This window comes from Flavobacterium caeni (assembly GCF_900101895.1).
GTDB lineage: Bacteria > Bacteroidota > Bacteroidia > Flavobacteriales > Flavobacteriaceae > Flavobacterium > Flavobacterium caeni.
In genome coordinates, this window is the sequence record NZ_FMVF01000003.1 from 305,409 (window position 1) to 328,918 (window position 23,510).

Annotated in this window: 19 protein-coding genes; 4 read left to right on the forward strand and 15 right to left on the reverse strand. The window is 50.2% G+C overall.

The genetic code is table 11. The features are described 5' to 3' along the window. Window position 1 precedes the first annotated feature (1 nt). The gene (locus tag BLP55_RS03690; RefSeq protein ID WP_091140974.1) at window positions 2-3,970 is read left to right on the forward strand and encodes a DUF2194 domain-containing protein; all 3,969 of its coding nucleotides are present in this window, start codon (window positions 2-4) and stop codon (window positions 3,968-3,970) included. A 53-nt stretch (window positions 3,971-4,023) separates the two neighbouring features. Here the strand turns inward: BLP55_RS03690 and BLP55_RS03695 are convergent, their stop codons facing one another. Together BLP55_RS03695 and BLP55_RS03700 are read right to left on the reverse strand one after the other, a co-directional pair. After that, on the reverse strand, window positions 4,024-4,443 hold the full coding sequence (locus BLP55_RS03695; RefSeq protein WP_091140975.1) for a thiol-disulfide oxidoreductase DCC family protein: 420 nt from the start codon (window positions 4,441-4,443) through the stop codon (window positions 4,024-4,026). 11 nt (window positions 4,444-4,454) lie between these two features. Continuing rightward, window positions 4,455-6,635, reverse strand: coding sequence for an endonuclease MutS2 (locus BLP55_RS03700; protein ID WP_091140976.1), 2,181 nt, complete (start codon window positions 6,633-6,635; stop codon window positions 4,455-4,457). A gap of 97 nt (window positions 6,636-6,732) precedes the next feature. Here BLP55_RS03700 and ung point away from each other — a divergent pair, with 97 nt between their 5' ends. Continuing rightward, window positions 6,733-7,401: a uracil-DNA glycosylase gene (ung, locus tag BLP55_RS03705; protein ID WP_091140977.1), complete on the forward strand. Its 669-nt coding sequence runs from the start codon at window positions 6,733-6,735 to the stop codon at window positions 7,399-7,401. Here the strand turns inward: ung and BLP55_RS03710 are convergent, their stop codons facing one another. The 8 genes from BLP55_RS03710 to BLP55_RS03745 form a co-directional block, all read right to left on the reverse strand. Continuing rightward, the gene (locus BLP55_RS03710) at window positions 7,402-7,998 is read right to left on the reverse strand and encodes a hypothetical protein (protein WP_091140978.1); all 597 of its coding nucleotides are present in this window, start codon (window positions 7,996-7,998) and stop codon (window positions 7,402-7,404) included. It abuts the gene before it with no gap. A gap of 10 nt (window positions 7,999-8,008) precedes the next feature. Next, window positions 8,009-8,578: a DUF3575 domain-containing protein gene (locus tag BLP55_RS03715; RefSeq protein WP_170826780.1), complete on the reverse strand. Its 570-nt coding sequence runs from the start codon at window positions 8,576-8,578 to the stop codon at window positions 8,009-8,011. A gap of 70 nt (window positions 8,579-8,648) precedes the next feature. Next, a complete protein-coding gene (locus BLP55_RS03720; RefSeq protein ID WP_091140980.1) occupies window positions 8,649-9,581 on the reverse strand; it encodes a transglutaminase in 933 nt (310 codons plus the stop codon). 15 nt (window positions 9,582-9,596) lie between these two features. Continuing rightward, the gene (locus BLP55_RS03725; RefSeq protein ID WP_091140981.1) at window positions 9,597-10,448 is read right to left on the reverse strand and encodes a substrate-binding domain-containing protein; all 852 of its coding nucleotides are present in this window, start codon (window positions 10,446-10,448) and stop codon (window positions 9,597-9,599) included. A gap of 172 nt (window positions 10,449-10,620) precedes the next feature. Then, a complete protein-coding gene (locus BLP55_RS03730) occupies window positions 10,621-11,067 on the reverse strand; it encodes a DinB family protein (protein ID WP_091140982.1) in 447 nt (148 codons plus the stop codon). 235 nt (window positions 11,068-11,302) lie between these two features. Further along, window positions 11,303-12,175: a nucleoside phosphorylase gene (locus tag BLP55_RS03735; protein ID WP_091141055.1), complete on the reverse strand. Its 873-nt coding sequence runs from the start codon at window positions 12,173-12,175 to the stop codon at window positions 11,303-11,305. Window positions 12,176-12,269: 94 nt separating this feature from the next. Continuing rightward, complete coding sequence (locus tag BLP55_RS03740) at window positions 12,270-12,599, reverse strand: translation initiation factor (RefSeq protein WP_091140983.1); 330 nt, start codon at window positions 12,597-12,599, stop codon at window positions 12,270-12,272. Window positions 12,600-12,725: 126 nt separating this feature from the next. Continuing rightward, window positions 12,726-13,679 carry an isopenicillin N synthase family dioxygenase gene (locus tag BLP55_RS03745; RefSeq protein ID WP_091140984.1) on the reverse strand — a complete coding sequence of 318 codons (954 nt, stop codon included), beginning with the start codon at window positions 13,677-13,679 and terminating at the stop codon, window positions 12,726-12,728. Between the two features lie 173 nt (window positions 13,680-13,852). On the opposite strand from BLP55_RS03745, the gene BLP55_RS03750 reads away from it, so the two are divergent. Both BLP55_RS03750 and BLP55_RS03755 read left to right on the forward strand, forming a co-directional pair. Continuing rightward, window positions 13,853-15,829, forward strand: coding sequence for an alpha-ketoacid dehydrogenase subunit alpha/beta (locus BLP55_RS03750; protein WP_091140985.1), 1,977 nt, complete (start codon window positions 13,853-13,855; stop codon window positions 15,827-15,829). A gap of 80 nt (window positions 15,830-15,909) precedes the next feature. After that, complete coding sequence (locus BLP55_RS03755; RefSeq protein ID WP_091140986.1) at window positions 15,910-19,824, forward strand: T9SS type B sorting domain-containing protein; 3,915 nt, start codon at window positions 15,910-15,912, stop codon at window positions 19,822-19,824. 49 nt (window positions 19,825-19,873) lie between these two features. Here BLP55_RS03755 and BLP55_RS16945 read toward each other — a convergent pair whose 3' ends face one another. From BLP55_RS16945 to BLP55_RS03775, 5 genes are all read right to left on the reverse strand, one after another. Beyond that, complete coding sequence (locus BLP55_RS16945; protein WP_170826781.1) at window positions 19,874-20,032, reverse strand: hypothetical protein; 159 nt, start codon at window positions 20,030-20,032, stop codon at window positions 19,874-19,876. A gap of 97 nt (window positions 20,033-20,129) precedes the next feature. After that, the gene (locus BLP55_RS03760) at window positions 20,130-20,327 is read right to left on the reverse strand and encodes a hypothetical protein (RefSeq protein ID WP_091140987.1); all 198 of its coding nucleotides are present in this window, start codon (window positions 20,325-20,327) and stop codon (window positions 20,130-20,132) included. 343 nt (window positions 20,328-20,670) lie between these two features. Then, window positions 20,671-21,420 carry a maleate cis-trans isomerase family protein gene (locus BLP55_RS03765; protein WP_317040277.1) on the reverse strand — a complete coding sequence of 250 codons (750 nt, stop codon included), beginning with the start codon at window positions 21,418-21,420 and terminating at the stop codon, window positions 20,671-20,673. A gap of 294 nt (window positions 21,421-21,714) precedes the next feature. Next, window positions 21,715-22,464 (reverse strand): hypothetical protein, encoded by a 750-nt coding sequence (locus BLP55_RS03770; protein WP_091140989.1) that lies wholly within the window; start codon window positions 22,462-22,464, stop codon window positions 21,715-21,717. After that, window positions 22,461-23,468, reverse strand: a complete 1,008-nt coding sequence (locus BLP55_RS03775; RefSeq protein ID WP_091140990.1) for a bestrophin family protein — start codon at window positions 23,466-23,468, stop codon at window positions 22,461-22,463. Before BLP55_RS03775 ends, BLP55_RS03770 begins: the two co-directional genes overlap by 4 nt. Window positions 23,469-23,510: the final 42 nt, after the last annotated feature.

The following is a 23,510-nucleotide window of genomic DNA, read 5'->3' on the forward strand; positions in this document are numbered from 1 at the left end:
AATGGAAACCAAACAAACACATAACCCAATATGGATGGCGCTGCTGGTGCTGTTTGCGTTCGGGCTTTCGGGCTGCGAAGGACTCGACGATTGGTCGGATCTGCAGGAAAGCGCCGCCGATTTGTTCGACAGCGACAGCGAGGCCAAATCCGAAGGCGAATTCATTCGCTACGGCGAAGTGCCCATGAGTGCCCAGCCGCTGGTCGAATACCTTGTCGACCCCACCATGAACCAAAGCAAGTTCTATGGCGCCAACATCCAAAAATCTTGCGACTATACCAAGATCCCGTTTCGTTCGGTCAACATCCAATCGTTTGCAGCACCGGCAGCCACTACGCGCGTTGTCGCCTTGCTCGATACCAAAAAGCTCAGCGATGCGGCCATTTCCAATCTTATGGATTTTGTAGCCAAAGGCGGAACGCTGTTTATTCCGTTTGCAAGCGAAGACCACCGCATGGCGTTTTTGTACGGGTTCAGGCCCGAGGCCGAATTTGATACCGATACCAAATCCAAAGGCTATCGTTACACAACCCCTATGTTGCCGACGATCAAAAACCTCACAAACTACGAAACGGTCCCGTTTTACGGGTTTGCGCAACAGAATTTCTCCGATAAAGTAAAGGTGCTCGCCACGGCATATAACAACCCTAAATATCCGGCAGTGGTTGAAAACCCGATAGGAAAGGGGAGGGTCATTTTGTACAATACGTCTGTGTATGCGTCCAAGCAGGATCGCGGTTTCATTTTCGCCGGCGTGCTCAAAGGGCTCGATGGTATTCCGTATCCGATAGCAAACGCCAGTACGGTGTTCCTCGACGATTTCCCGTCGCCGCTTTACAACATCATGGCTGAACCGATCGCTTCAGAAATGAACCTGAACATGAGCGATTTTGTGACCAAGGTTTGGTGGCCGGACATGATCAAACTCGGCAAGGAATTCAACATTAAGTACGCGGCCATGATTGCTTTTGACTACAAAAACAAGACTTCGCCGCCGTTTGTTTTCGACCAATGGAACTCGACCAAGATCAAAACCAAGAATAAAGTCGAACCGATTTCAGACTGGATCATGCGCGATGTGGTCAAAAACGGGCACGAACTCGCTTTTCACGGTTACAACCACGTATCGCTGACCACCAAGGAATGGAAAAACCAGGAGTTTATCGGTCTTGCATTTCAATCTGTACAGAAAAAGTGGGAGGCAGGCAATTTCGGGCCTTTGCCGGTAACGTATGTACCGCCGTCCAACATCATCGACAAACACGGTGTGGACAGATTGCAGCAAGGCATGCCGTCGATCAAATACATGTGCAGCCTTTACCTGGGCGAACTCCACGAAGGCGGCGCGCGCGAATTCGATTACGATCCGTTCAACAAGGAATTGTTCGATTATCCGCGTATTTCGAGCGGTTTTTACATGAACAATGAAGAAAAGTACATTTTACATTCGGAGTACCTGCTGACCGGCATCTGGAACCACTTTGTGCACCCCGATGACGTATTCCAGATCCCGGCGACAGCCAACGCCACCGCCGGACATTTCGACCTGCGCAACCGTTTGTCCTACGGCTGGCACAACACCAAAGGCAAGGACAAAGCAATGTTGCCCGAATTCCGAAAATACCTCAAGGAAATGACCACGACGTTTCCGCAACTGCGGTTCGTAAAAGGCGGTGAAGGCGGTAAACTGACGATCCGTTGGCGTGCATCGCGGTATAAGCACAAGGCGCAAAACGGATTGTACACCGTGGTGGAGCAAAACCCCGAAGACGAAAAACAATATTGGTTTATGTACGGCAGCCCGGCCAATGCGGGTAGGATCGACGCCCAACTCAAGGGACAAAACGTGTTGTTTTCGAAGACCATTTTCATGGACGGCTATCTGTATTCGGTGTATTCGAACAAGCAAAGGCTGACTTCGATCGATGTGATGTACAAAAGCCCGCAGCAAAAAGTACAGCTCCAAAACTTACTTACTGCCGTGCGTGCCGATTTTGCGCAATACAAAGAGCTGGTGAAAAAATTCAACACCGGTGCGATGTGGGTCGACAATTCGGAGAAAGAACTCAAGGCCGAACTCGCGGCACTCAAAAAACGCATGCTCAGCGAGCCAAAGATCGATTCGGTGGCGTGGAACAAATATGCCAAATACCTGTCATGGGAAGACCGCGGCGAAGAAGTTTGGAAGATGCTTGACGAACACGTGATCAAGTATCCGACGGCGGAAAACGTCATGTATTCCAAAGAACTCGACCGTGTGATCGGCTATCCGAACGACATCACCAAGGAAAAATGGATGCGCGCGCAAATGCTCGTCACGCCAAACGACAAGGATTTGCTCAACAGCTACGTGGCCAATTTTTACACCGACGAGAACCAGGAAAACATCCGAAAGGCGCTCAAACAGTTGCTTTCGATCGACACCTCGCAAACCAATTACAAGAATTACATCGCGCATTTGCTGCAGTACGATCCGCCCGCGGCGTTGCAGGAACTCAGCGACAAAAAGGCCACCGACGAGTTCGGCAATGAAATGGCCACGAGCATCACGTGGTTGTTTGCCGACAACAACGATTTTGCGAAAGCCTACGAATGGTCTAAATTCAGCACCGAAGTCGACTTCGTGACCAAAATGAACTGGCTCATCGAACTCAAGGATTGGAAAACGCTCGAAAGAGAATATGCATCCTACATCGCCGAACACCCCGAGGATTACAAGGCAAAGGCATTGATGGCCAGCGTATACCACGAGCAAGGTCGTTTCAAGGAAGCGTGGGTATTGGCCAATTCGCTGCCCGAAAGTCCCGAGAAAGAGGAGCTGCGCAAAACACTCAACATCGACGTCGTTTATGAAAAACCCGAGATGCAGGAAGATTTGATCGCCAACCACCACGAGCTGTTCTATCCGAATGTACTCAAGCAGCTCGCCAAGGAGAATCGCTTGGCGCGCGGGAATTACGTCGATCTCGATAGTTATTACGAAACAAACCAGGACGATCCGTCGATTTTCAAGAACCGCGTATCGTATAATTTTTACGACAAGAAGAGCAACATCCACTCAATCGGTCTGACCTACAGCCAGTACTACAAGCTCGAGGCGCGGCAGTACTCGAAATACAACGAGGACAATTCGCTCAAGGGCATCGAATACAAGTTCCAGAACGCCATCGACCCAGACGTAGAAGGCAAAATCCAGTACTGGGGACGTGCGCGTTTTGAACTGGACGACCACGCCAAGGGTTACTACGAGGCCGGATTGGGCGCCAACCGATTCAAGAACAAGATGTTCTCGTCGGCCGAATTCCAGATCATGCCTGTAGAAACGGCCGCCGGTATGAACCAAGGCATCTACAACGCGCGGATGAGCCTGCACCATGACATGTTTTTCTTCAAAAGGATCAACGCCAGTTTGTCGGTCGAAGGAAATTACTACACCGATGGCCTGCTCAAGACCGACACGATTACGGTCGAGCCGCCGGTGAGCGAAGAACGTCCGCATGATCCCGAAGCAAGACGCACGCAATATGAAATCATCAGCCCGACGCAGTACACCGTTTCTGAGTACGACGATGCGATGGAAGTGGCCGCCACGTTGCGTTTGGCATGGGACAATGGCGAGGAGAAAAAATCGAAATTCGTGCCGTTCCTCGAAGGACAATACTCGGTGGGCTCGCGCGACCAATCGACCGGTATCCCGTACTGGATGATCGACAACCGTATGTACGGCGGCGGTGGATTGGGCTGGTCTTATGGTTTGGGCGACTTCAGATCGAAGGTCGAAGCCGCTCATTTCTTTGACGATTACAGCGGCAATTTCCAGCGCTACAATGGAACGATCCAATACCAGTTGTTCGATTTTACCGCCATCATGCTCAATTTCGAGTTCTTTGCACAGGACAAATATTACTCGAATACCGTACAGCTCGGTATCAAATACAACCTCAAGAAAAAAGTTAAGAAGAAAAAATAGGAAAAAGGGCTTTTTAACCAAAAAGGCTGTCCGGTTCAGGACAGCCTTTTGTATTATAGGAATTTCGATTTGACTTCGGGCGTCGGGATCATGCACGCGTCTTTTTTGCCGTACCATTTGTAGCGGTTCCAGGCCACATAATCGTAAAGGTGGTTGCGCAAAGCCGTCGGGATGATCTTGAAAAGTGTCCCAAAATGGAACACGCCGCCAAACTCGCGCGCGATCTCGATGGCCGCCGACGATTTGTAAAAATACGCCACACCCGGTTCATAGAGGATGATGCTGTCGACTTGTTTGGTGTCGATACCGATGTGCTGGGTGATTTGCTGTCCCAATTCCGATTGAAGCGGCACAAACCGAAAAACGTCCTTCTTGTCGCGCTTGATGACATACTGCACGATGTTGTCGCACAAATTACAAACGCCGTCAAACAAGACGATTTTTTTTCCGGGAGGTAGGTTCAAATGTTCCATGGTATTGCAGTTTATTTTTTGGCCTCGACAAATTCGAGTTCATCGACACTCACTTTCGAGGTGAACAGCCCATAGTTGACCACGGCCTTGTTCTTTTCGATGCTGTCGATGCTGCCAATGGCCTTGCCGTCGATCATGCGTACGCGGTCGCCGACTTTGAGCACAGGCCTTGGTTTTTCGGGGACGAGCGCCGCCAGACGTTTCTTTTCTTTTTTCTCCTTGCGGATTTCCTCGACTTGAACGGCCACTTCCTTGAGCACTTCTTTTTTCTGTTCGATCTGGGCCTTTTGCTCCTTCGCTTCTTTTGGCGTTGCGGCTTTTTTGCGTTTGGAGTTTTCGATCTCGACCATTTTCAGGAATTCGCCAATGAGTTCCTTTTTGTTCTTGTTGTTGAAGTACTTGCCCGCCATGTCGTCGATCTTTTGACCGAGGTAAATGATGCGTTGGTTGCTGTCGTACAACTCCTGGTAGCTCTCGAGTTTTTGCCTGATCTTTTGGTTGGTGTCCTCTAGTTTTTTGCTCTCCTGGCGTGCCTTGGTTTCTTCTTCCTTGAGCGTTTGCGATGTTTTTTCCAGTTTGGAACGTTCCTTTTGCAAAGTGGCGATCGTCTTGTCGAAACGAACCTTGCCGACCTCAATTTTTTTCTTGGCACGGTTGATAAGCCCAAACGGGATGCCGTTTTTTTGCGCTACCTCGAACGTAAACGAGCTGCCCGCCTGGCCGAGCGCGAGTTTGTACATCGGCTCCAGCGTTTGTTCGTTGAACATCATGTTGGCATTGGTCGCATACGGCAATTCATTGGCCAATATCTTGAGGTTGGCGTAATGCGTCGTGATGATGCCAAACGCTTCGCGATGGTAGAATTCCTCCAGAAAAATCTCGGCCAGCGCACCGCCCAATTCGGGATCCGACCCCGTACCAAACTCGTCGATCAAGAACAACGTCTTGTGGTTGCATTTCTTGAGAAAATAGTTCATGTTCTTGAGTCGGTAACTGTAAGTACTCAAATGATTTTCAATCGATTGGTTGTCGCCGATATCGGTCAATATTCTATCAAACAAAAACGTTTCGCTGCGCTCGTGCACCGGAATCAACAAACCCGACTGTAGCATGAGTTGCAACAAACCGACCGTTTTGAGCGAGATGGTTTTGCCGCCTGCGTTGGGCCCAGAAATGACGATGATGCGGTTTTCCTGGTGCAATTCAAACGTCTGCGGATGTGTAACTTCCTTTTTTTGTTTGTTGGTCAAATACAGGATGGGGTGAAAGGCGTCCCTGAAATACAACCGGCGATGTTCGGTGATTTGCGGCAGGATGCCCCCGATTCGGTTGGCGTATTTGGCCTTGGCCGATACCACATCTATGTCGGCCAGAAAATCCTGATAGTCGACGATGAGCGGTAAAAACACCCGTATTTCATTCGACAATTGTTTGAGGATACGCGTAATTTCTTCCTGTTCCTCGTATTCGAGGTTGGCAAGTTCACGCGAGTATTTAAGCGTGGCTTCGGGTTCGATATAGGCGATGCTGCCCGTTTTAGAGCTCCCCAGGATCGTTCCCTTGACCTTGCGTCGGTACATGGCCAGAACGGCCAAAACTCGGCGGTTTTGTACAAAACTCTCGCGGATGTCGTCCAAATACCCGAGCCCATGGTACTGCGTAAGGGCCACGACAAAGCTCTGGTTGACCTTGACGCGCACCGCATTCATCTGGTGCCTGATGGCGGCCAGTTGTACAGACGCATCGTCTTTGACATCGCCGTATTTGTCGACCACGGCGTCTATTTTCTTGATGATCTCTTTGGTGAGTTCGACCTGCGACGCCCTTTGGTTCAGCGTCGGATAGTAGTCGTCGAACTTTTTGAAGAACTGCAACAGTGTGTTGGCCGTTTCCGAAAGCACCGCTATCTTCCTGAATCCTGTCGCTTCAAGGAAACTACCCTCGATGCCCAAGAACTTGATTTCGCCCGCCACCGAATCAAACCCGTGGTTGGGGATGGCGTTGTTGTTCTGGTAAGACGAAACGTACTCCGAAGTTTGGTGCAAAGCCAACATCAGCGCCGATTTGTCGGCAATTGGCTTGAGCTGCAACGCCTTTTCGGCGCCGAGTTCTGTGGTGCATCCGCCCGCGACCGATTCCAGGATAGTAGGGAATTGGAGGTCTTGTAAAGTTTTGTCGGTAATCTTGGTCATGCTGATTCTTGCAATGGCACTGCAAATTTAGCGAAAAAACGGCAATCGATTGCCGCCCATACGCCCGCCAAAGTGTTATATTTGACAAAATTTTTCTATGAAACTACACGAATCCTGGAAATCGGTTTTGGCCCCGGAGTTTGAACAGCCGTACTTCAAGCAGCTCACCGAATTTGTACGGTCCGAATACGATGCGGCCCACGGCAAGGTGTGTTTTCCGCCTGGAGCCGAAATCTTCTCGGCATTCGACCATTGTCCGTTCGATCGGGTAAAGGTCGTAATCATCGGACAAGACCCGTATCACGGGCCGCGACAGGCCAATGGATTGTGTTTTTCGGTACACGACGGGATTCCGTTTCCGCCGTCCTTGGTTAACATCTTTCGCGAAATCGAAACCGATTTGGGTCAACCGATACCCAAAAGCGGCAACCTCGAGCGTTGGGCAGACCAAGGCGTGTTGTTGCTCAACGCCACATTGACCGTCAGGCAAGGCGAGGCGGGAAGCCATCAGGGAAAAGGCTGGGAAACGTTTACCGATGCGGTGATCCAAACAATATCCGACCAAAAACAACAGGTGGTGTTCTTGCTTTGGGGCGGATTCGCCAAAAAGAAAGGGGCGCGCATCGACCGAAGCAAACACCTGGTGCTCGAGTCAGGCCATCCATCGCCATTGAGCGCCAACAAAGGACATTGGTTTGGCAACCGCCATTTCAGCAAGGCAAACGACTACCTAAAAGGCATCGGGAAAACGCCCGTCGGCTGGTAGTTAGTTGACGTCAAAATAGTAGTACCCAGCACTGTCCGTATCTTCACAATTCGAAAAAATCGTGACAAAAAGATTGCCCTGCAAACTGTCCGATGTCAGGACGATGGCTGCCGATGGCTCCTGGTTGTAGGTGAAACGCAAGCGGTACGAACCTGTTTCGGTCAGGCGCACGCCGCCGCGGTAACGGTACGTTTGTAGTGCAGGATCAAAAACCGATTGGGCCAGCAAGAAATCGCCAAACGCCACGGAATTACCCTCGCCATCGAACACATTGGCTTCTGTGATGTCTACGGGTGTCCATTGGTCTTGGGCAATCTCCTTTTCGATCAGATAGGAAAACGTAAACGACAGCGCGCCGCCGCTGGTTTTGTACAAGTCGATATCGTTGTTCTGTCCGGCTTCTGGAACGGTACGGTCGAAGTAGGCATTGACCATCAAATAGTCGCCCACCGTATAAAGTACATTGTCTTCAACGTCGACCATGTTGGGCGAACTGATGAATACATCGTTGTAAAATTCGCTGTCCTTGTTGGAGCAATCGGCGGCCATCAACACTGTGGCCAATCCGCCGAGGAATAAATATTTCAAAGTCTTCATAGCTAATTCTTTAAAATCTGTAACCTACACTGACACCTACACGTGAAAACACATCAGGGCTCTTGTCGGTTTCGATGGTATTTACGCCAAACCCCACCATGAGCTCGATGGCCCATTGTTCCTTGAGGTACATTTTATAGCCCGCGCCGGCACCTATGGCCACGTCAAAATAGTCGCTTTTTTCTACTTCGTAATAGCCGACGCCATTTTCGGTCTTGCGTACGATTTCCCTAAAGTCGCCACCATTGGCCGAAGCGAATACCTCGGCAAAATAAAACCGCGAAACGCCTTCGGAGAGTCGGTAACGCACAAACGGTGTCACCTCAAATTGGGGCGAATTGTCGCGGTTGCCCTCCTCAAAATCGTCCTCGACTTTTTTGCTGCTGACCACTGCGCCGGTCACACCAAACGAAAATTTCCCGCCTGTGAAACGCTCGTAGGAAAGGTTGTATTTGGCCAACGCAACCGTCGACAAAAGATCGGTGCGTACCTCGTTTTTTCGTGAAGACAAACCCGATTCGTTTTCCTGCGCGCTCACGAGTGGCCCGCAAAGCAACGCAATCCATAAAAATCTTTTCATGATGCCATTTTTTCTTGGGCTAAGATAGCAAAAAGCGGTGTTAAAAAAACAGATTGATGTTGCGAAAAAATCAATACAAGGTAAGCGCGCCCAAAATCTCTTCGGACATGAAGGGGCCGCCGGGATAAGTAGCCGTATAGTCAAGGTTGAGCCAAACCTGTCCGCGTTCATCGATGTGGTAATGCAATTGTTTGCCGTTACTTTCCTTGACAAACAGTACTTTCTTGATCAGGTAGTTGATGGTTTCGAGGTCGGCTTTGTTGCCGATCAGGATTTCGGGATAAATGTGCCCGCCCGTGTGGATCAAGCGCGGCGTACCGCCAATGGCCTTGACGCAAGACGCCATCAGGATCGAATGGTCGTCGCAATCGCCCGAAAAATACAGTAGCGATTCGGAGGCATCGGCAATGTACTCGCGGCCTTTGGGATCGCTGACATAGTTCCATCGGCTGTTGATTTCCTTGAATACGGCAAAACACTGGATCAACGTGCGGTATTTCGGATAGCCGCGTACGTCCTTGAAATCCTTGGTCGTGGCCATGAGCGCAAAATTGCGGATCTTGGGGTTTTCGTACTCGACCGCGTTAAAAATACGCGATTTGTTCGGGAAGGGCAGCAAACGCGAAAGGATCAAATCCTGCGGATTCGGGCTGTCGGACATCGTATAAATCATGAACCGATAGTCCTCGAACACGCTGTAGAAACCATAGTTGCCTGAAAGCGACCCAAAAATGAGCGCCACCATGTACAACGCGATGCAAATGATGATGATGCGCCGCATGAGCCTGAGCACCAATTGAATCACCACCACGATCAGCACAAACAACAGGACGCGATCTATTTGGAACGGCCATTGCGGATCGATGATGTTTTGGTGGATGATGATGAAAACCGGGATCGCAATCAGGATGTTGAGCAAAAAGATGATCACCATGTCCCAAGGGCGCGGGATCTGCAATTTGTTCTTGATTTGCTGGAAAGTGATACCCCCGGGTTTGTTCATAGCAAGCGGCAAGGGCTAGAGGGCCTTTGCAAGTTCAGCAAAAATACCCTTTTTATCGATAACCGAAAGGGCAAATAATTGATTTTGAACTTTGTTTAACATTTGCTCCGAAGGTGTTTTTTGCGACCATTTGGTCAGCGAAAGCCACTGTCTGATGTCGTCGATTTGTTGCCCGTAACGCGTGGCCAGCGTACGGTCGATGCTCGGGATTTCCTTGAATTCGCGTGTGGTTTGGTTGATGATCTCGAGGATGCGCCTAACTGTTCCCGGATGCTTCTCAAGTATTTCGTCGCGCACCGCAATCACAAAACACGGCCATGGTGTAGGACATTGCCCGATGCGTCTGAAAACGCCTTTATCCACCAGCGGCTGCGTCATGAAACGCTCCCACATGAAGTAGTCGGCCGTGCCGTTGGTCAAGGCCTCGACCGCGCCGTCGATCGTATGGACAATCTCGAACTGCAATTTGCTCAGATCCCAACCCAGATTGCCCGCATTGACATACGCCATGAGTTGAGAACCCGAACCTGCGCGACTGATCGCGGCCTTTTTGCGTTCCAAATCCGATAACTTTTCAAAACCAGACTTGGCCGCAACGTGAATGCCCCAAATCAGCGGCGATTCTACATACACCTGCACAATTTTCGATGGGTTGCCCGCCAAAATATCCTTGACGATGCCCTCGGTCAAAATCACTGCGATGTCGGTCGATCCGTCGCGCAGCATCTGGCAAAGCTTGCCCGTGCCCTCGGGAACGTCGGTCCACGCCAGGTCGATGCCCTCTACATCGAATTCGCCGTTCTCGATGCACAAATGCCACGGGAGGTTAAAGTGTTCGGGTACGCCGGCGATTTTGATATTTTTCATTGTTTACTTTTACCGCAAAGAACGCAAAGTTCCCGCAAAGATTTTTTAGAGTTTTTTGGGCGTGCCGGCAGATTGAATTCGTCGCAATGGATTTGAAATTTTCGGCTGCCGTCGTGCTCTTCGCTTTTATCTTTTGTTCGCAAGCTCACAAAAGGATAACCGCTGCGATCACTCACGCAGAGACGATCTGTTTGACATGATGCGCCATATGTTCGGGATAATCCGTCATTATAAACCGCAAATCCTGCATTGTTCCGTCGGTAAATTGCACTTTCAAATTCAATGTTTCTTCGGTTTGATTTTCGATCACCCGGATGATTTGTCGGTTCATCAAGACCCAAAGCCGCAGTAATTCGGTCGTATCCTTGTTTTGATAGTCATTGATCTTGACGAGTTCACTTTGATGGTATTCCCTGTAAATGTACGGTTGCGGCTTGTTGCCGATTTCGGTAAAACGTTGCCAGTTGTTGAGCGCCGAATCGATCAAATGCCCGAGGATTTGCTTGCGCGACCACTTGCCCGCGGCGATTGGGGTTTGCAAATGCGTTTCGTCGTGTGAGGTAAAGTGGCCGTGCGCTTGGGCCAATAACGTTTCTATTTTGTTTACGGTGTCCTTCATCTCAGTCTAAGAAACTACAAAATCAGATGGGTAATGTTTTGGGTAAACAAACTTTAACAAAATATACAGTTTTTCTGTAAACATCGTATTTAGATTATCCGTAGGGGATACCTTCATAGCCCCCTTCCCTAGGGTAAAAATACACTTTTTAAGAATAACTTCCTTACAGAAAAACTGTACATCGCGGCCGTCCGAAAAATAAATCTTTCAATGGGTCGTGACAACGCCCGAACAATCAGCTATTCGCGATCTTGTCCAATGTATACGCAATCAATTCGTCTACGGCCTTGTACGGGTCGCTGCTGAACGTGCCCGATGCGCGGTTCGCAATGATGGCATTGAGCGACAACGCATTGTGTCCCAAAAGCGCCGAAAGTCCATAGATCGCAGCCGTCTCCATCTCGAGGTTGGTGATACGGTGTCCGTCGAAATCAAAATTGTCCATTTTGTCGTTGAGTTCCGCATCCTGGATCGGCAGGCGCAGTACGCGTCCTTGCGGCCCGTAGAACCCTCCAGCGGTGGCGGTGATTCCTTTGTGCATCCGCTCGCTTTCGATCATCGTTTCGAGCTTTTCAGAACAAGCAATCACATAAGGCTTGCCCTTGCGTGGGTCCCAGTTGGTGTGTTTGGTGAACGCGTCGCCGATATTCGAATCGGCTACGTCGTCGATCTGGTACGAACGCAACATGTTGTCGAGCCCGAGCCCAAACTTAGACATCACAAAGCTGTCTACAGGAATGTCTTCCTGTAGCGATCCCGAAGTACCGATGCGGATGATGTTGAGCGCCGTAAGTTCTTCCTTGGGCGTACGGCTTTCGAGGTCGATGTTCACCAGCGCGTCGAGTTCATTGAGCACAATATCGATGTTATCGGGCCCGATGCCGGTAGACATCACCGTAATGCGCTTGCCTTTGTACCAGCCGGTTTGTGTCTTGAATTCGCGTTTTTGCGTAGAAAATTCAATCGAATCGAAAAATTGCGTGATCTTTTCGACGCGGTTTTGGTCGCCCACAAAAATAATGTCGTGCGCGATGTGCTCCGGACGCAGGTTCAAATGGTAAACGCTGCCGTCGGGATTGAGTATGAGTTCTGAGGATTGTATGGGCATGTTGATTGTTGATTTGGTAATTTGGTAATTTGGTAATCTGGTGATTTGGAATTTGGAATTTGGAATTTGGAATTTGGAATTTGGAATTTTACAATTATCCACCAACCCGTTTCGTTTTAAAACCCTTGTCCTGCAACAATTTCATGATCTTGTCGCGGTAGTCGCCCTGGATCAGCATTTCGCCGCCGCGGAACGAGCCGCCCACGCCAAACTTGGTCTTGATTTCCTTGGACAACACCTTAAAGTCTTCGTCCGAGCCCAGGTAGCCTTCGATGATGGTCACGGGCTTGCCGTTGCGCTTTTCGAACTTGCAAATCATCGGTTCTTTTTGCAACAACAATTGGTGCGGTTGAGGAACGACGGCCTCTTCTGCCGAAGGTTCGTGGGTAGGGAATAGTTTTTTGAGTTGGTCTTGGAGGTCCATTTTTTTTAGTCGTAAAGTCTTAAAGACGAAAGTCGAAAGGCAAATATCCAAAAATAATCCGACATCAAAAGAAAAAGACACCGGTTTTCCGATGCCTTTAAGACCTTTTGATTTTATGACTTTCGACTATTTCTTAATGAGTCCCAAATCTACGAGTCGTTCGTGCAAAAACTCGCCCGCGGTGATGTCCTCGTATTGTTTAGGATGGTTGGCGTCGATGGTTTTTTCGAGCACGTCGAGCTTCATTTCGCTGATCGGGTGCATGAAAAACGGAATCGAATAACGCGACGTACCCCATAATTCACGCGGTGGGTTAACCACCTGGTGGATCGTCGATTTGAGTCGGTTGTTGGTATGGCGCGACAACATATCGCCCACGTTGATCACGAGTTCGTCTGGCTCGGCGATCGCATCGATCCATTGGCCATCGTGGTTTTGCACCTGAAGACCACGGCCTTGTGCACCCATCAACAAAGTAATGAGGTTGATGTCACCGTGCGCCGCCGCACGTACGGCACCGTCTGCCGGTTCGTCGGTGATGGGCGGGTAGTGGATCGGCCGCAAGATGCTGTTGCCGTTCTTGATGTAGTCGTCAAAATAAAACTCGTCGAGTCCTAAATACAACGCCAGTGCACGTAAAACGTAAACACCTGTCTTTTCAAGCATTTGGTAGGCTTGTTTGCCCACTTGGTTGAACTTCGGCAATTCGTCTACCGTCACATTGGCCGGGTATTCCGAAGCGTATTTCGAATCGGCGTCCACGTATTGGCCAAAATGCCAGAACTCCTTCAAATCGCCCGCCGAACGGCCTTTGGCGTGTTCCTTTCCGAACGATACATAGCCGCGTTGGCCACCAATGCCCGGAATTTCATATTTCTTTTTGGCATCCAACGGAAGATTGAAAAAGTTGCGGACCTCACCATAGAGTTCGTCCACCAACTTGTCGTCCAAAAAATGCCCTTTTAATGCCACGAAGCCGATGTCTTCGTATGCCTTTCCGATTTCATTTACAAATTTTTGTTTACGTGCCGGGTCGTCCGACAGGAAATCACGCAAGTCAACACTAGGAATGTTTTGCATACTAAAAATTTTTTGTTGATAACTTCGACAGGCGCAAAGCCTTGTCACCACAAATGTATAGAATATTTTGAAAAATGAATTTTAAAACTTATCAACAAATCAAAAAAATGCAAGGATAACGCGCCGCAAGTAAATTTTTTATACTTTTGGGAAGTTTTTTAACACCCGCTCCGATGAATTTCGAAAGAAAAAATCTCACCGACGACAAACTCCTGGAATTGTACAAAAGGCTGCTCAAGCCAAGACTCATAGAAGAGAAAATGCTCATCCTGATCCGTCAGGGCAAAGTGTCCAAATGGTTTTCGGGCATAGGGCAGGAGGCCATCTCGGTGGGCGTGACGGCGGTGCTTGAGAAAGACGAGTACATTTTGCCGATGCACCGCAACCTTGGTGTTTTTACGGGCCGCGACATTCCGCTTTACCGGTTGTTTTCGCAATGGCAAGGCAAGGCGAGCGGCTTTACCAAAGGACGCGACCGTTCGTTTCACTTCGGGACGCAAGAATACAAGATCATCGGGATGATTTCGCACCTCGGGCCGCAATTGGGCGTAGCCGACGGCATCGCATTGGCCAACAAACTCAAAGACAACGGCAAAGTCACCGCGGTTTTTACAGGCGAAGGCGCCACGAGTGAGGGCGATTTCCACGAAGCGCTCAACATCGCGTCGGTGTGGGATTTGCCCGTGCTGTTCGTGATCGAGAACAACGGCTACGGATTGTCGACGCCTACCAACGAGCAGTACCGCTGCGAGAACCTGGCCGACAAAGGCATCGGTTATGGCATGGAAGCGCACATCATCGACGGCAATAATATATTAGAGGTGTACACCGAACTGGCCGACATCATCGAGTCGATGCGCAAAAACCCGCGCCCTGTGTTGGTAGAATTCAAGACGTTCCGCATGCGCGGACACGAAGAGGCGAGCGGTACCAAGTATGTCCCGCAAGAACTCATGGATTTGTGGGCCGAGAAGGATCCGGTAGACAATTTCCGACGTTACCTGATCAAGCAAAACGTATTGACGCTGGCCGACGACGAGCAATGGCGCAACGAGATCAAGAAAGAAATCGACGACAACCTCGTAATCGCCAATGCCGAAGCCGAAATCGTCGCCAGTTATGACGAAGAACTCAACGACGTATACAAACCATACGATTTTGAAGATATAGCGCCTGCGGGCGACACCGAGAACATCCGTTTTGTCGATGCCGTTTCGCAAGGCCTTAAACAGTCGATGCAACGCCACGACAACCTGGTCATCATGGGGCAGGACATCGCCGAGTACGGTGGTGCGTTTAAAATCACCGATGGTTTTGTGGCCGAGTTCGGCAAGGCGCGTGTGATAAACACCCCGATTTGCGAATCGGCGGTGGTATCGGCAGGCATGGGCTTGTCGATCAACGGTTACAAGGCGATCGTAGAAATGCAATTCGCCGATTTTGTGTCGACAGGTTTCAATCCTATTGTTAATTACCTGGCCAAAGTCCATTACAGATGGCAGGAAAATGCCGATGTGGTGGTGCGTATGCCTTGCGGCGGCGGCACCCAAGCCGGGCCGTTCCATTCGCAAACCAACGAGGCCTGGTTTACCAAGACGCCCGGTTTGAAAGTAGTGTATCCGGCTTTCCCGTACGACGCCAAAGGACTGCTCAATGCGTCGATCAACGACCCGAACCCGGTGATGTTTTTTGAGCACAAATTGCTCTACCGCAGCATCTACCAGGACGTCCCGAAAGACTATTATACCTTGCCGCTCGGTAAGGCAGCGCTTCTCAAAGAAGGCAAAGACATTACCATCGTGGCTTTTGGCGCAGCCGTGCATTGGGCGCTCGAAACCCTTAAGCTCAACCCTGAAATTTCCGCCGATCTGATCGACCTCAAAACCTTACAGCCTTTCGACAAGGACACCGTGTATGCATCGGTCAAAAAGACCAACAAATGCATCATCTTGCAGGAAGATTCGATGTTTGGCGGTATCGCAAGCGACATCTCTGCCATGATCATGGAAGATTGCTTTGAACACCTCGACGGGCCGGTCAAACGTGTGGCCAGTCTCGACAGCCCGATCCCTTTCACAAAGGCGCTTGAAGACCAATACCTCGCCAAAAGCCGCTTTGAGACGGCGTTGAAACAGTTGATGGCGTATTGATTTTTGTCACAAATTAGCTATCAGTTGCACAGGGTAAATAAATACTGCTATATTTGTTAAGTTTTTCTTAAGTAACCAGTATGAAACCCCATTTCGTAAGATACCAATCGGCTGCTTTGTTGTATGCCTTATTTTTTGCAGTTTCCGCTTTAGGCCAGGTTTGTAACGGCAGCGTAGGCGATCCGCTTGTGCACGTTGACTTTGGCTCAGGAACAGGCTTCGGGCCAGCGCTTCCGGCTGGAACAACCACTCTTTTGGGATACCAGCCCTTGACTTGCCCAACCGACGGCGGCTACAACATCATGAGCAGTACGCCCGCCTGCTGGGGTGGTGACTGGCATGCCGTGACAAGCGACCATACGGGCAACCCCAACGGTTATTTTATGATGGTCAACGCGGCCATCGCACCCAGCGAATTCTATGTCCGGAACATCAACGGATTGTGTCCCGATACCACTTATGAAATTTCGTTTTCGATCCTGAACATCCACAAATTTGGTATCCTTCCGAACATTACGGTCATTGTCGAGACTTTGGCGGGTTCGCAGATTTCGAGTTACACGACCGGACCAATTCCGTTGTCGGCGACACCTACCTGGAACACTTATTCGATGGTGACCAACATTGGTACCAACACCGGCGTACGGTTCAGGTTGCGCAACAACGCACCGGGTGGCATCGGCAACGACTTGGCCTTGGACGACATTATCTTCAGACCCATTGGACCGGCCATTGGACTAGACATTGTCGGATTCCCCGGCGGCGTGGCCAACATCACGACGACAGATATGGGCAACCTCGAAATAGGCGCTACGGTAGGGCCATGCTACACGAGCAACCTTTATCAATGGCAGGTGAGTACCGATAGCGGAACGACCTGGACCGACATTGCCGCGGCCACGAACAACGTCTATTTCCGTCCACCTACTGGAACGGGGACCTATTTGTACCGACTCGTGGTTTCGCCGGCGGCCAGCGGAGGGAACATCAACTGTAGCGTCAATTCGAATCCGGTGACCGTCAACGTGGCGGGACCACCGGCGTGTCCTGCGCCTTTGTTGAACACACTCCAGAGTTGCACAAATATTCCCGATATCAACATCACGTCGCCACTCGGGGCCAATTATACTTATAGCATCAACGGCGTCAATTACCAGACGAGCCCTTCGTTTACGGATGTCGCCAACGGGACGTACAATGTGACGTACCAAGATTCAAACTCCGGCTGTACCTCATTGCCCAATCAAGTCGTCATTGCTGCGAGTACGACGCCTGTCGCGCCCGTAGTAACCACGCCGGTCTTTTATTGTCAGGGCAGCACGGCAGCGCCGTTGGTCGCTACGGCGCTTGCAGGACATACGCTCAACTGGTATGGCACCAATGCGACGGGAGGGACGGCATCGCCTACGGCACCTACACCATCTACGGCCGCGACGGGATCCACGACCTACTATGTCGCGCAAACCAACGGAACGTGCGAAAGCCCTCGCGCTGCGATAGTGGTAAACGTTTCGGCACCGGCTTCGCCACAAGGACAGACCAACCCGTTTTGTTTGTCGTCTACACCCACCTCGGTGACGTTCGACTGGAGCAACGTTACCGGGTATTTGGGCTATTATTATTCGTATTCGATAGGCGGTGGCCCCGTACAGTATGGGTTTAAACACTCGCCGTCGAACATTACTTTCGGCGATAACGGTGCCGTCGATTCAGACCCGGCAGTCGATCCTCCGTTGGCTCCCGGAACCAATGTGACGTTTACCATTTTAAGCGTCTTGGGCGTACCGTGTGCGCCATCGCAAACAGTTACGTCGTGCCATACCGATTGTGCTACGATGACTACGACCACTTTCAGTATCGCACAAACCAGTTTTTGTAAGGATGCTGCAGCCCCTGCGTTACCGACAACATCCAGCAATGGTATCACAGGAACGTGGTCGCCGGCCGCGATCAGCACAGCTACCGTTGGCACGGTGAACTATGTTTTTACGCCCAACGCGGTATTGTTCCCGTGTGCGACGCCATTTACACAAGCCATTACGATTAATGCAAACGTAACACCTACTTTTTCGATTCCGACAGCGCCAATTTGCCAAGGCGCTACCTTTTCTTTACCCACGTCTTCGACGAACACGCCACCGGTAACAGGAACATGGAGCCCAGCGCTCAATACTGCTGTGTTGAGCAACAATGTAACATACACCTTTACACCGACGCCCGGCCAATGTATCTCGACCACGAGCGGATCGGTTCAAGTTACGTTGAGTGTCATCGCCAATGTAACGCCTAATTTCCCGAGTACAATTAGCCTTTGTTCGGGTAACGCCGCGCCGCTGTTGGCCAATACATCGCCCAATGGAATTACGGGAACTTGGAGCCCGGCTACAATCAACAACACGGCCGTGGGTACTACACCTTACACGTTTACGCCGGGACCCAACCAATGTGCGCAACCCCAAACGATCAACGTGACGGTATTGCCGCGATTGCAACCGAACTTTGCGCCCATCGCCGATATCTGTCAAAACGGTACAGCGCCTTTGCTCGTCAATACATCGCCCACTGGCGTTGCGGGAACCTGGGCGCCATCGTCCATCAACACCACGGTAGCGGGAACCGTCAACTACGTATTTACGCCAAATGCTTCACAATGCGCCGATCCGCAAACCCTGCAAGTAACCATTACGCCGCGCGTGACACCAACGTTTGCGCCGATCGCGCCGGTTTGTCAAGGCAGTGCGGCACCGGTTTTGCCTACATCGTCGAACAATGTACCGCCCATTACGGGAACTTGGTCGCCTGCCGTGAGTACGGGTACCGTAGGCACACAAACCTATACGTTTACACCCACGCCGGGACAATGTGTTACGGCCGGGCCGTTTACGACGAACATCACTGTGGTGCAGCCGGTGATGACCAATTTTGCATTGGTACCACCGTTTTGCGCAGGAACCACAGCGCCTACCTTGCCGACGACTTCGCCAAACGGGATCGACGGGACTTGGTCGCCTGCTACGGTAAGCAACACCGTAACCCAAACGTATACCTTTACGCCCAACGCCAACCAATGTGCCGTGGCGCAACCGCCGATTACGATTACGGTGATCCAACCGACCGTTCCCAATTTCCCTTCAATCGCGCCATTTTGCGTGGGAGAAACTGCGCCGGTGCTCAATCCGACTTCGCCGAATGGTGTGACCGGGACATGGAATCCGGCCACCGTCGACAACACACAAAACGGCACCTATCTGTTTACGCCCGATGCAGGGCAATGTGCGACCACACAGCCGTTGAATGTGGTGGTGAACCAGCCAACCTTTCCTAACTTTACAGACCTGGCATTTTGTAACGGCGAAGTGGCGCCCGTGCTTTCTACAGTTTCGCCCAACGGCGTGACCGGAACATGGTTGCCCGCCATCATCGACAACACCACCAGCGGCAGCTATGAATTTTACCCCGATGCAGGACAATGTGCGGTCATGACCACCATATCGGTTACGGTCAACCAAGCGACGTTGCAGTCACTAACTTATACAGTTTCGCCGGCGTTCGACGACAACCAAGTCATTACGGTGATCGCTTCGGGGCCTGGCGACTATTTGTACCAGCTCGATTATGGACCATTGCAGGCAAGTCCGGTATTTCAAAATGTGATGGCGGGTTCGCATACGATCACGGTTGTCGATCCGAACGGTTGTAGCGCACCATTGACCGAGGACGAAGTGATTGTCGTAAATTATCCGAAGTACTTTACGCCCAACGGTGACGGATTCCACGATACCTGGAACATCACTGGCCTCGAAGACCAACAGGCAAAAATTTCGATTTTTGACCGTTATGGCAAGTTGATCAAACAAATCAGTACGATGGGCGCCGGGTGGGACGGCACCTACAACGGCAATGCGATGCCGTCGACCGACTATTGGTTCACGATCGAGTTTAAAGAACTTCAGGTCAAACGCGAATTCAAGGCGCACTTTGCGCTCAAGCGATAAAAAAAAGCCTTCCGTAGTTGGAAGGCTTTTCTTTTAGGCCGTTCGGGCATTACATCCCGTTCAAGGCATAATACATTTCGTTCGGATCGTAATCGAGATCGTAGTCCTCTGTTTCCTCACTTTCCAGTTCTGAATTGTTGATCCTGATGATGTTGTTCAAGTCGTTGTCTCCATCAAAAAAATCTTCGTTTGCGTCGAGTTGTTTCATAGCGAAATCGTTTTAGTGGTTGCTTGTTTCCAAATTTCAACAAACAATCCGGCAAAGGTTTATATTTAAAACCGCTAATGTTATACGATTTACATTTTTAAATGGCAATGTTGCCGTCGAATTTACCCTCGTTGTTGTTTTGTGGAGGCGTTTTTATGTGACGGTCGTCCAATGCCGTATCGTCGTTTTTGTGGAAATCATCGGAATTGTCAAAATCCTCCTCGAATTTCTTGTCGTAGGTCGCGTCCTGGTTCAATCCGGGATCGTCGATTTTTCTTTTGTCGTGCGGTTCCATGGTTTCAGCATTAAAACAGTCCCAATAAATAGTAAATGATGATGAACACTACAATCGTCCCAAGGCATCCGCCGCCTAGTTTTTTGGCTCCATAGCCTGCGATCAGCGCTTTAAAAAATGAGTTCATGATGAGAGAAGTTAGATTTTACAACTCTAAAATTAGTGAACACCAACATCCTTCGGTTATGAAGTTCGGCAGAAATGTTACACAATTTGAAATCAAATGGTAGTAGAGTTGGCCCCAAAAGTCGTGAGCAAAGAGTGGCTTGGATCTCTAAACGATCCAACAAAAAAGCCCCGTCAGTTTGACAGGGCGATACGTTAACTATTAGTCTATTAAAATTTAGTAATTGCCATTCAGCAAAGTCCCGCCAATGGCCGACCTGGCTTCAATACCCAACTTTTTCATCATCTCATACGTCGTACAAACCGCCGCCGAAGTCACCGGTTTGCCGATTTGTTTCTCCATCAAGTCGATTGCTTCCAAACTAGGCATCTGTACGCACGCCGATGCCACAACCACATCGGCACCCTCGATGTTCAAACGCTTGACGATCTCGAGCAAATTCATCGGATCCTGCGCCGCCACTTCCAGGTTGTCTGGAATTTCGAGCGCGATCGAATCGATCACTTCAAACCCTTGGTGCTCGATGTAATCGACGACCATGTCTGTCAGCGGTCGCATGTACGGCGTAATGATCGACACTTTTTTGGCGCCCAAAACTTTCAATCCGTTGATCAAGGCGCCTGCACTTGTCACAATCGGCGTAGGGAAGCCGTTGGCCACCGTTTCCTGGTGCAAATTCACCTCAGAAACGCAATGGTAGCCGCGCCCCATGCTCATGATTGCCACCAAACATGCATAACCCATGACGTCGACGTGCGCGTCCGAGAGTTCAATCGCGCATTTTAAGCTCATCGCATCCATCGCCTCGAGCTCTTCCTTGGTCACTTTTTTCATGCGCATGCGGCTCGAATGGAACGTAAACCGTTCGGGCAAAATGGTTTCGCGCGACTTGAAAATCGCGGGGATTTCGGTTTCCATCGTGACGTTGGACGAGGGTACAATTTGGCCAATTCTGTATTTGTTCATTATTTATTTTCTATTGTTATTATTTATTGGGGCGTGCCACCGGCATGGGACTTATTGTTAATTGGGATCGTTCCGTCAATGCCGCTGTCGCGCTGTTCGTTGCAATCTTTTTGCTGGTTTTGCATTTTACAAAAGAGAAATTTTCATGGCAAAAAGGATTTCCACTGCCATCGCTCACGCAGGCGTCAATCAACAATTCATCATTCATCATTCGTCATTCGTCATTCGACATTCGTCATTCGACATTCGTCATTCATCATTCATCATTCGTCATTCATCATTCGACATTCAAAATCATTTCCCCGAAAACACCGCCGTCAAATCCTGCGATTTTCCCGTATTCAAATCAATGATCTCAAACCGACGCAATGCGCTAAAACTGCCCATGTCGCTGTCGCTGTTGATCAAAATCGAGCCCATCAAAATCACATAATGGCAATTGTATTTGGTTTGCGAAACCAATTCATTGATGCGCTTGTTGATGGCTTCATAAATGACTTCGGTGGCCGCGAGCAATGGTTCGCCGCTGCTGGTGATACGATTTTCTTCGGCCAACAGTATCTGCTCGATCGTGTTCATCTGGTAATCGAGTTCGCTGATTTCGCCTTTCTTGATCTTGCCGTCCTGCAACTTCTTGAGCCCGGCCTTGGCCGCGCCGCAACACCCGCTGGTATGGCTTTGCCCATGCCGGTGGATTTCACCCAACGCGCCCTCTTTCGAAATCCCGATGTGCGGCCCGTAATAAATGTACACCGCGCCGTCGTCGGGCACATGGCTCGCAAAAGCCCCCATGCCCGTGAGCCCCGTAAACGGATAACCGTCGAGCCCACCCATTTTGAACGGCCCCAAGAATTCGGCCGTGCGCACCGGATACTGGATGCTGTTGACGTCGTCGCTGCAAATGCTGTCGGCCATCATGATGTGGGTGGGTTCGAGATCGAGCACATCTTCGATATAGTCGATGAGTTGGTTCACTGTATCTATGGTCGTCATCGCGTTCGGATACCATCGGCGCACGATGGCCAGTTTTTCTCTCTTGGTCATAGGATGATGTTGTTTTTGGGTTGTAGTGCGGGCGGCAATTCGGTTTCGCCCAACATTTCGCGCAGGTCAATCTCGATGGTGCGGCTCATTTGCGAAATCGGTACGTCGTTCGGGCCGCCCTCGAACGGGTTTTCGGTGCTTTCGCCGATCTGGTCGAGCGCCGTATATACCCACGAAATGAGTACGCTGAACGGGATCACGAACCACACCATGTGCCCTTGCAAAATGCCCGTCGCCGTTTCGTTGAGTTTGTCGAAATCCTTTAAAAGCCCGAACGGCAACAAATGACAAAACAGCTGTACAAAAATCGTATTGATGGTCGCAAATTGCCGCGGATAGGGAAAGTTCTTGATACGTTCGCTACGGCCTTGCTGGTCATACAAATCGCGCAGGACTTTTTGCATTTCAACAAAGCGATAATTGTCGAGTTTACCCGAATCGGCCAGCATTTTCAAGTCTTCACTTTGCTTGGCCAACAATTGCGCGGCGCGGTTCTTGGTGCGCAAAATGGCTTGCAATTCTTGTGGGTCCAAGTAGTTTTTCAATTCCTCGTCGAGCGCAGACAAACGCTCCGGAATATCGTAAAACTGCGCATACTCGATGTAATTGCCCTTGGTCATCGATTCCCAAGTACGCGGTTCGCGCATCTGGTAACGCAACGCGGTGAGCCATGCAAAATGACGGTAAATCATTTTCTTCGATAGATCGCGGTCGTTCAAAAAATCACGCGCCGACACACCCCAACTGCGGCTGCTGTTCAAAATCGAGCCCCAAATTTGACGGGCTTCCCAGGTACGGCTGTACGTTTGCGTATTCTTAAAACCCACGATGAACGCCGTGGCCGTACCCAAAAACGCGACCACCGTCCACGGGATCGCAATCCATTTCATCCCGCATGCCTGGTACAGCACCGTCGGGATGATGGCGATAAGCGACAACCGGTAAATACAATGTCTTGTCCAGAGGGTGAGTTCTTTGAAGGAGTAGGATTTTCCGGCGTGCACGTTTAATTATTATTTATTTTTTATTGTTATTATTTATTGGTT

Bases quoted from the DNA above. Each gene is read 5' to 3' on its own strand.
- BLP55_RS03690 (WP_091140974.1), top strand. From the start codon at position 2: ATGGAAACCAAACAAACACATAACCCAATATGGATGGCGCTGCTGGTG.
- BLP55_RS03695 (WP_091140975.1), bottom strand. From the start codon at position 4,443: ATGGAACATTTGAACCTACCTCCCGGAAAAAAAATCGTCTTGTTTGAC.
- BLP55_RS03700 (WP_091140976.1), bottom strand. From the start codon at position 6,635: ATGACCAAGATTACCGACAAAACTTTACAAGACCTCCAATTCCCTACT.
- ung (WP_091140977.1), top strand. From the start codon at position 6,733: ATGAAACTACACGAATCCTGGAAATCGGTTTTGGCCCCGGAGTTTGAA.
- BLP55_RS03710 (WP_091140978.1), bottom strand. From the start codon at position 7,998: ATGAAGACTTTGAAATATTTATTCCTCGGCGGATTGGCCACAGTGTTG.
- BLP55_RS03715 (WP_170826780.1), bottom strand. From the start codon at position 8,578: ATGAAAAGATTTTTATGGATTGCGTTGCTTTGCGGGCCACTCGTGAGC.
- BLP55_RS03720 (WP_091140980.1), bottom strand. From the start codon at position 9,581: ATGAACAAACCCGGGGGTATCACTTTCCAGCAAATCAAGAACAAATTG.
- BLP55_RS03725 (WP_091140981.1), bottom strand. From the start codon at position 10,448: ATGAAAAATATCAAAATCGCCGGCGTACCCGAACACTTTAACCTCCCG.
- BLP55_RS03730 (WP_091140982.1), bottom strand. From the start codon at position 11,067: ATGAAGGACACCGTAAACAAAATAGAAACGTTATTGGCCCAAGCGCAC.
- BLP55_RS03735 (WP_091141055.1), bottom strand. From the start codon at position 12,175: ATGCCCATACAATCCTCAGAACTCATACTCAATCCCGACGGCAGCGTT.
- BLP55_RS03740 (WP_091140983.1), bottom strand. From the start codon at position 12,599: ATGGACCTCCAAGACCAACTCAAAAAACTATTCCCTACCCACGAACCT.
- BLP55_RS03745 (WP_091140984.1), bottom strand. From the start codon at position 13,679: ATGCAAAACATTCCTAGTGTTGACTTGCGTGATTTCCTGTCGGACGAC.
- BLP55_RS03750 (WP_091140985.1), top strand. From the start codon at position 13,853: ATGAATTTCGAAAGAAAAAATCTCACCGACGACAAACTCCTGGAATTG.
- BLP55_RS03755 (WP_091140986.1), top strand. From the start codon at position 15,910: ATGAAACCCCATTTCGTAAGATACCAATCGGCTGCTTTGTTGTATGCC.
- BLP55_RS16945 (WP_170826781.1), bottom strand. From the start codon at position 20,032: ATGAAACAACTCGACGCAAACGAAGATTTTTTTGATGGAGACAACGAC.
- BLP55_RS03760 (WP_091140987.1), bottom strand. From the start codon at position 20,327: ATGGAACCGCACGACAAAAGAAAAATCGACGATCCCGGATTGAACCAG.
- BLP55_RS03765 (WP_317040277.1), bottom strand. From the start codon at position 21,420: ATGAACAAATACAGAATTGGCCAAATTGTACCCTCGTCCAACGTCACG.
- BLP55_RS03770 (WP_091140989.1), bottom strand. From the start codon at position 22,464: ATGACCAAGAGAGAAAAACTGGCCATCGTGCGCCGATGGTATCCGAAC.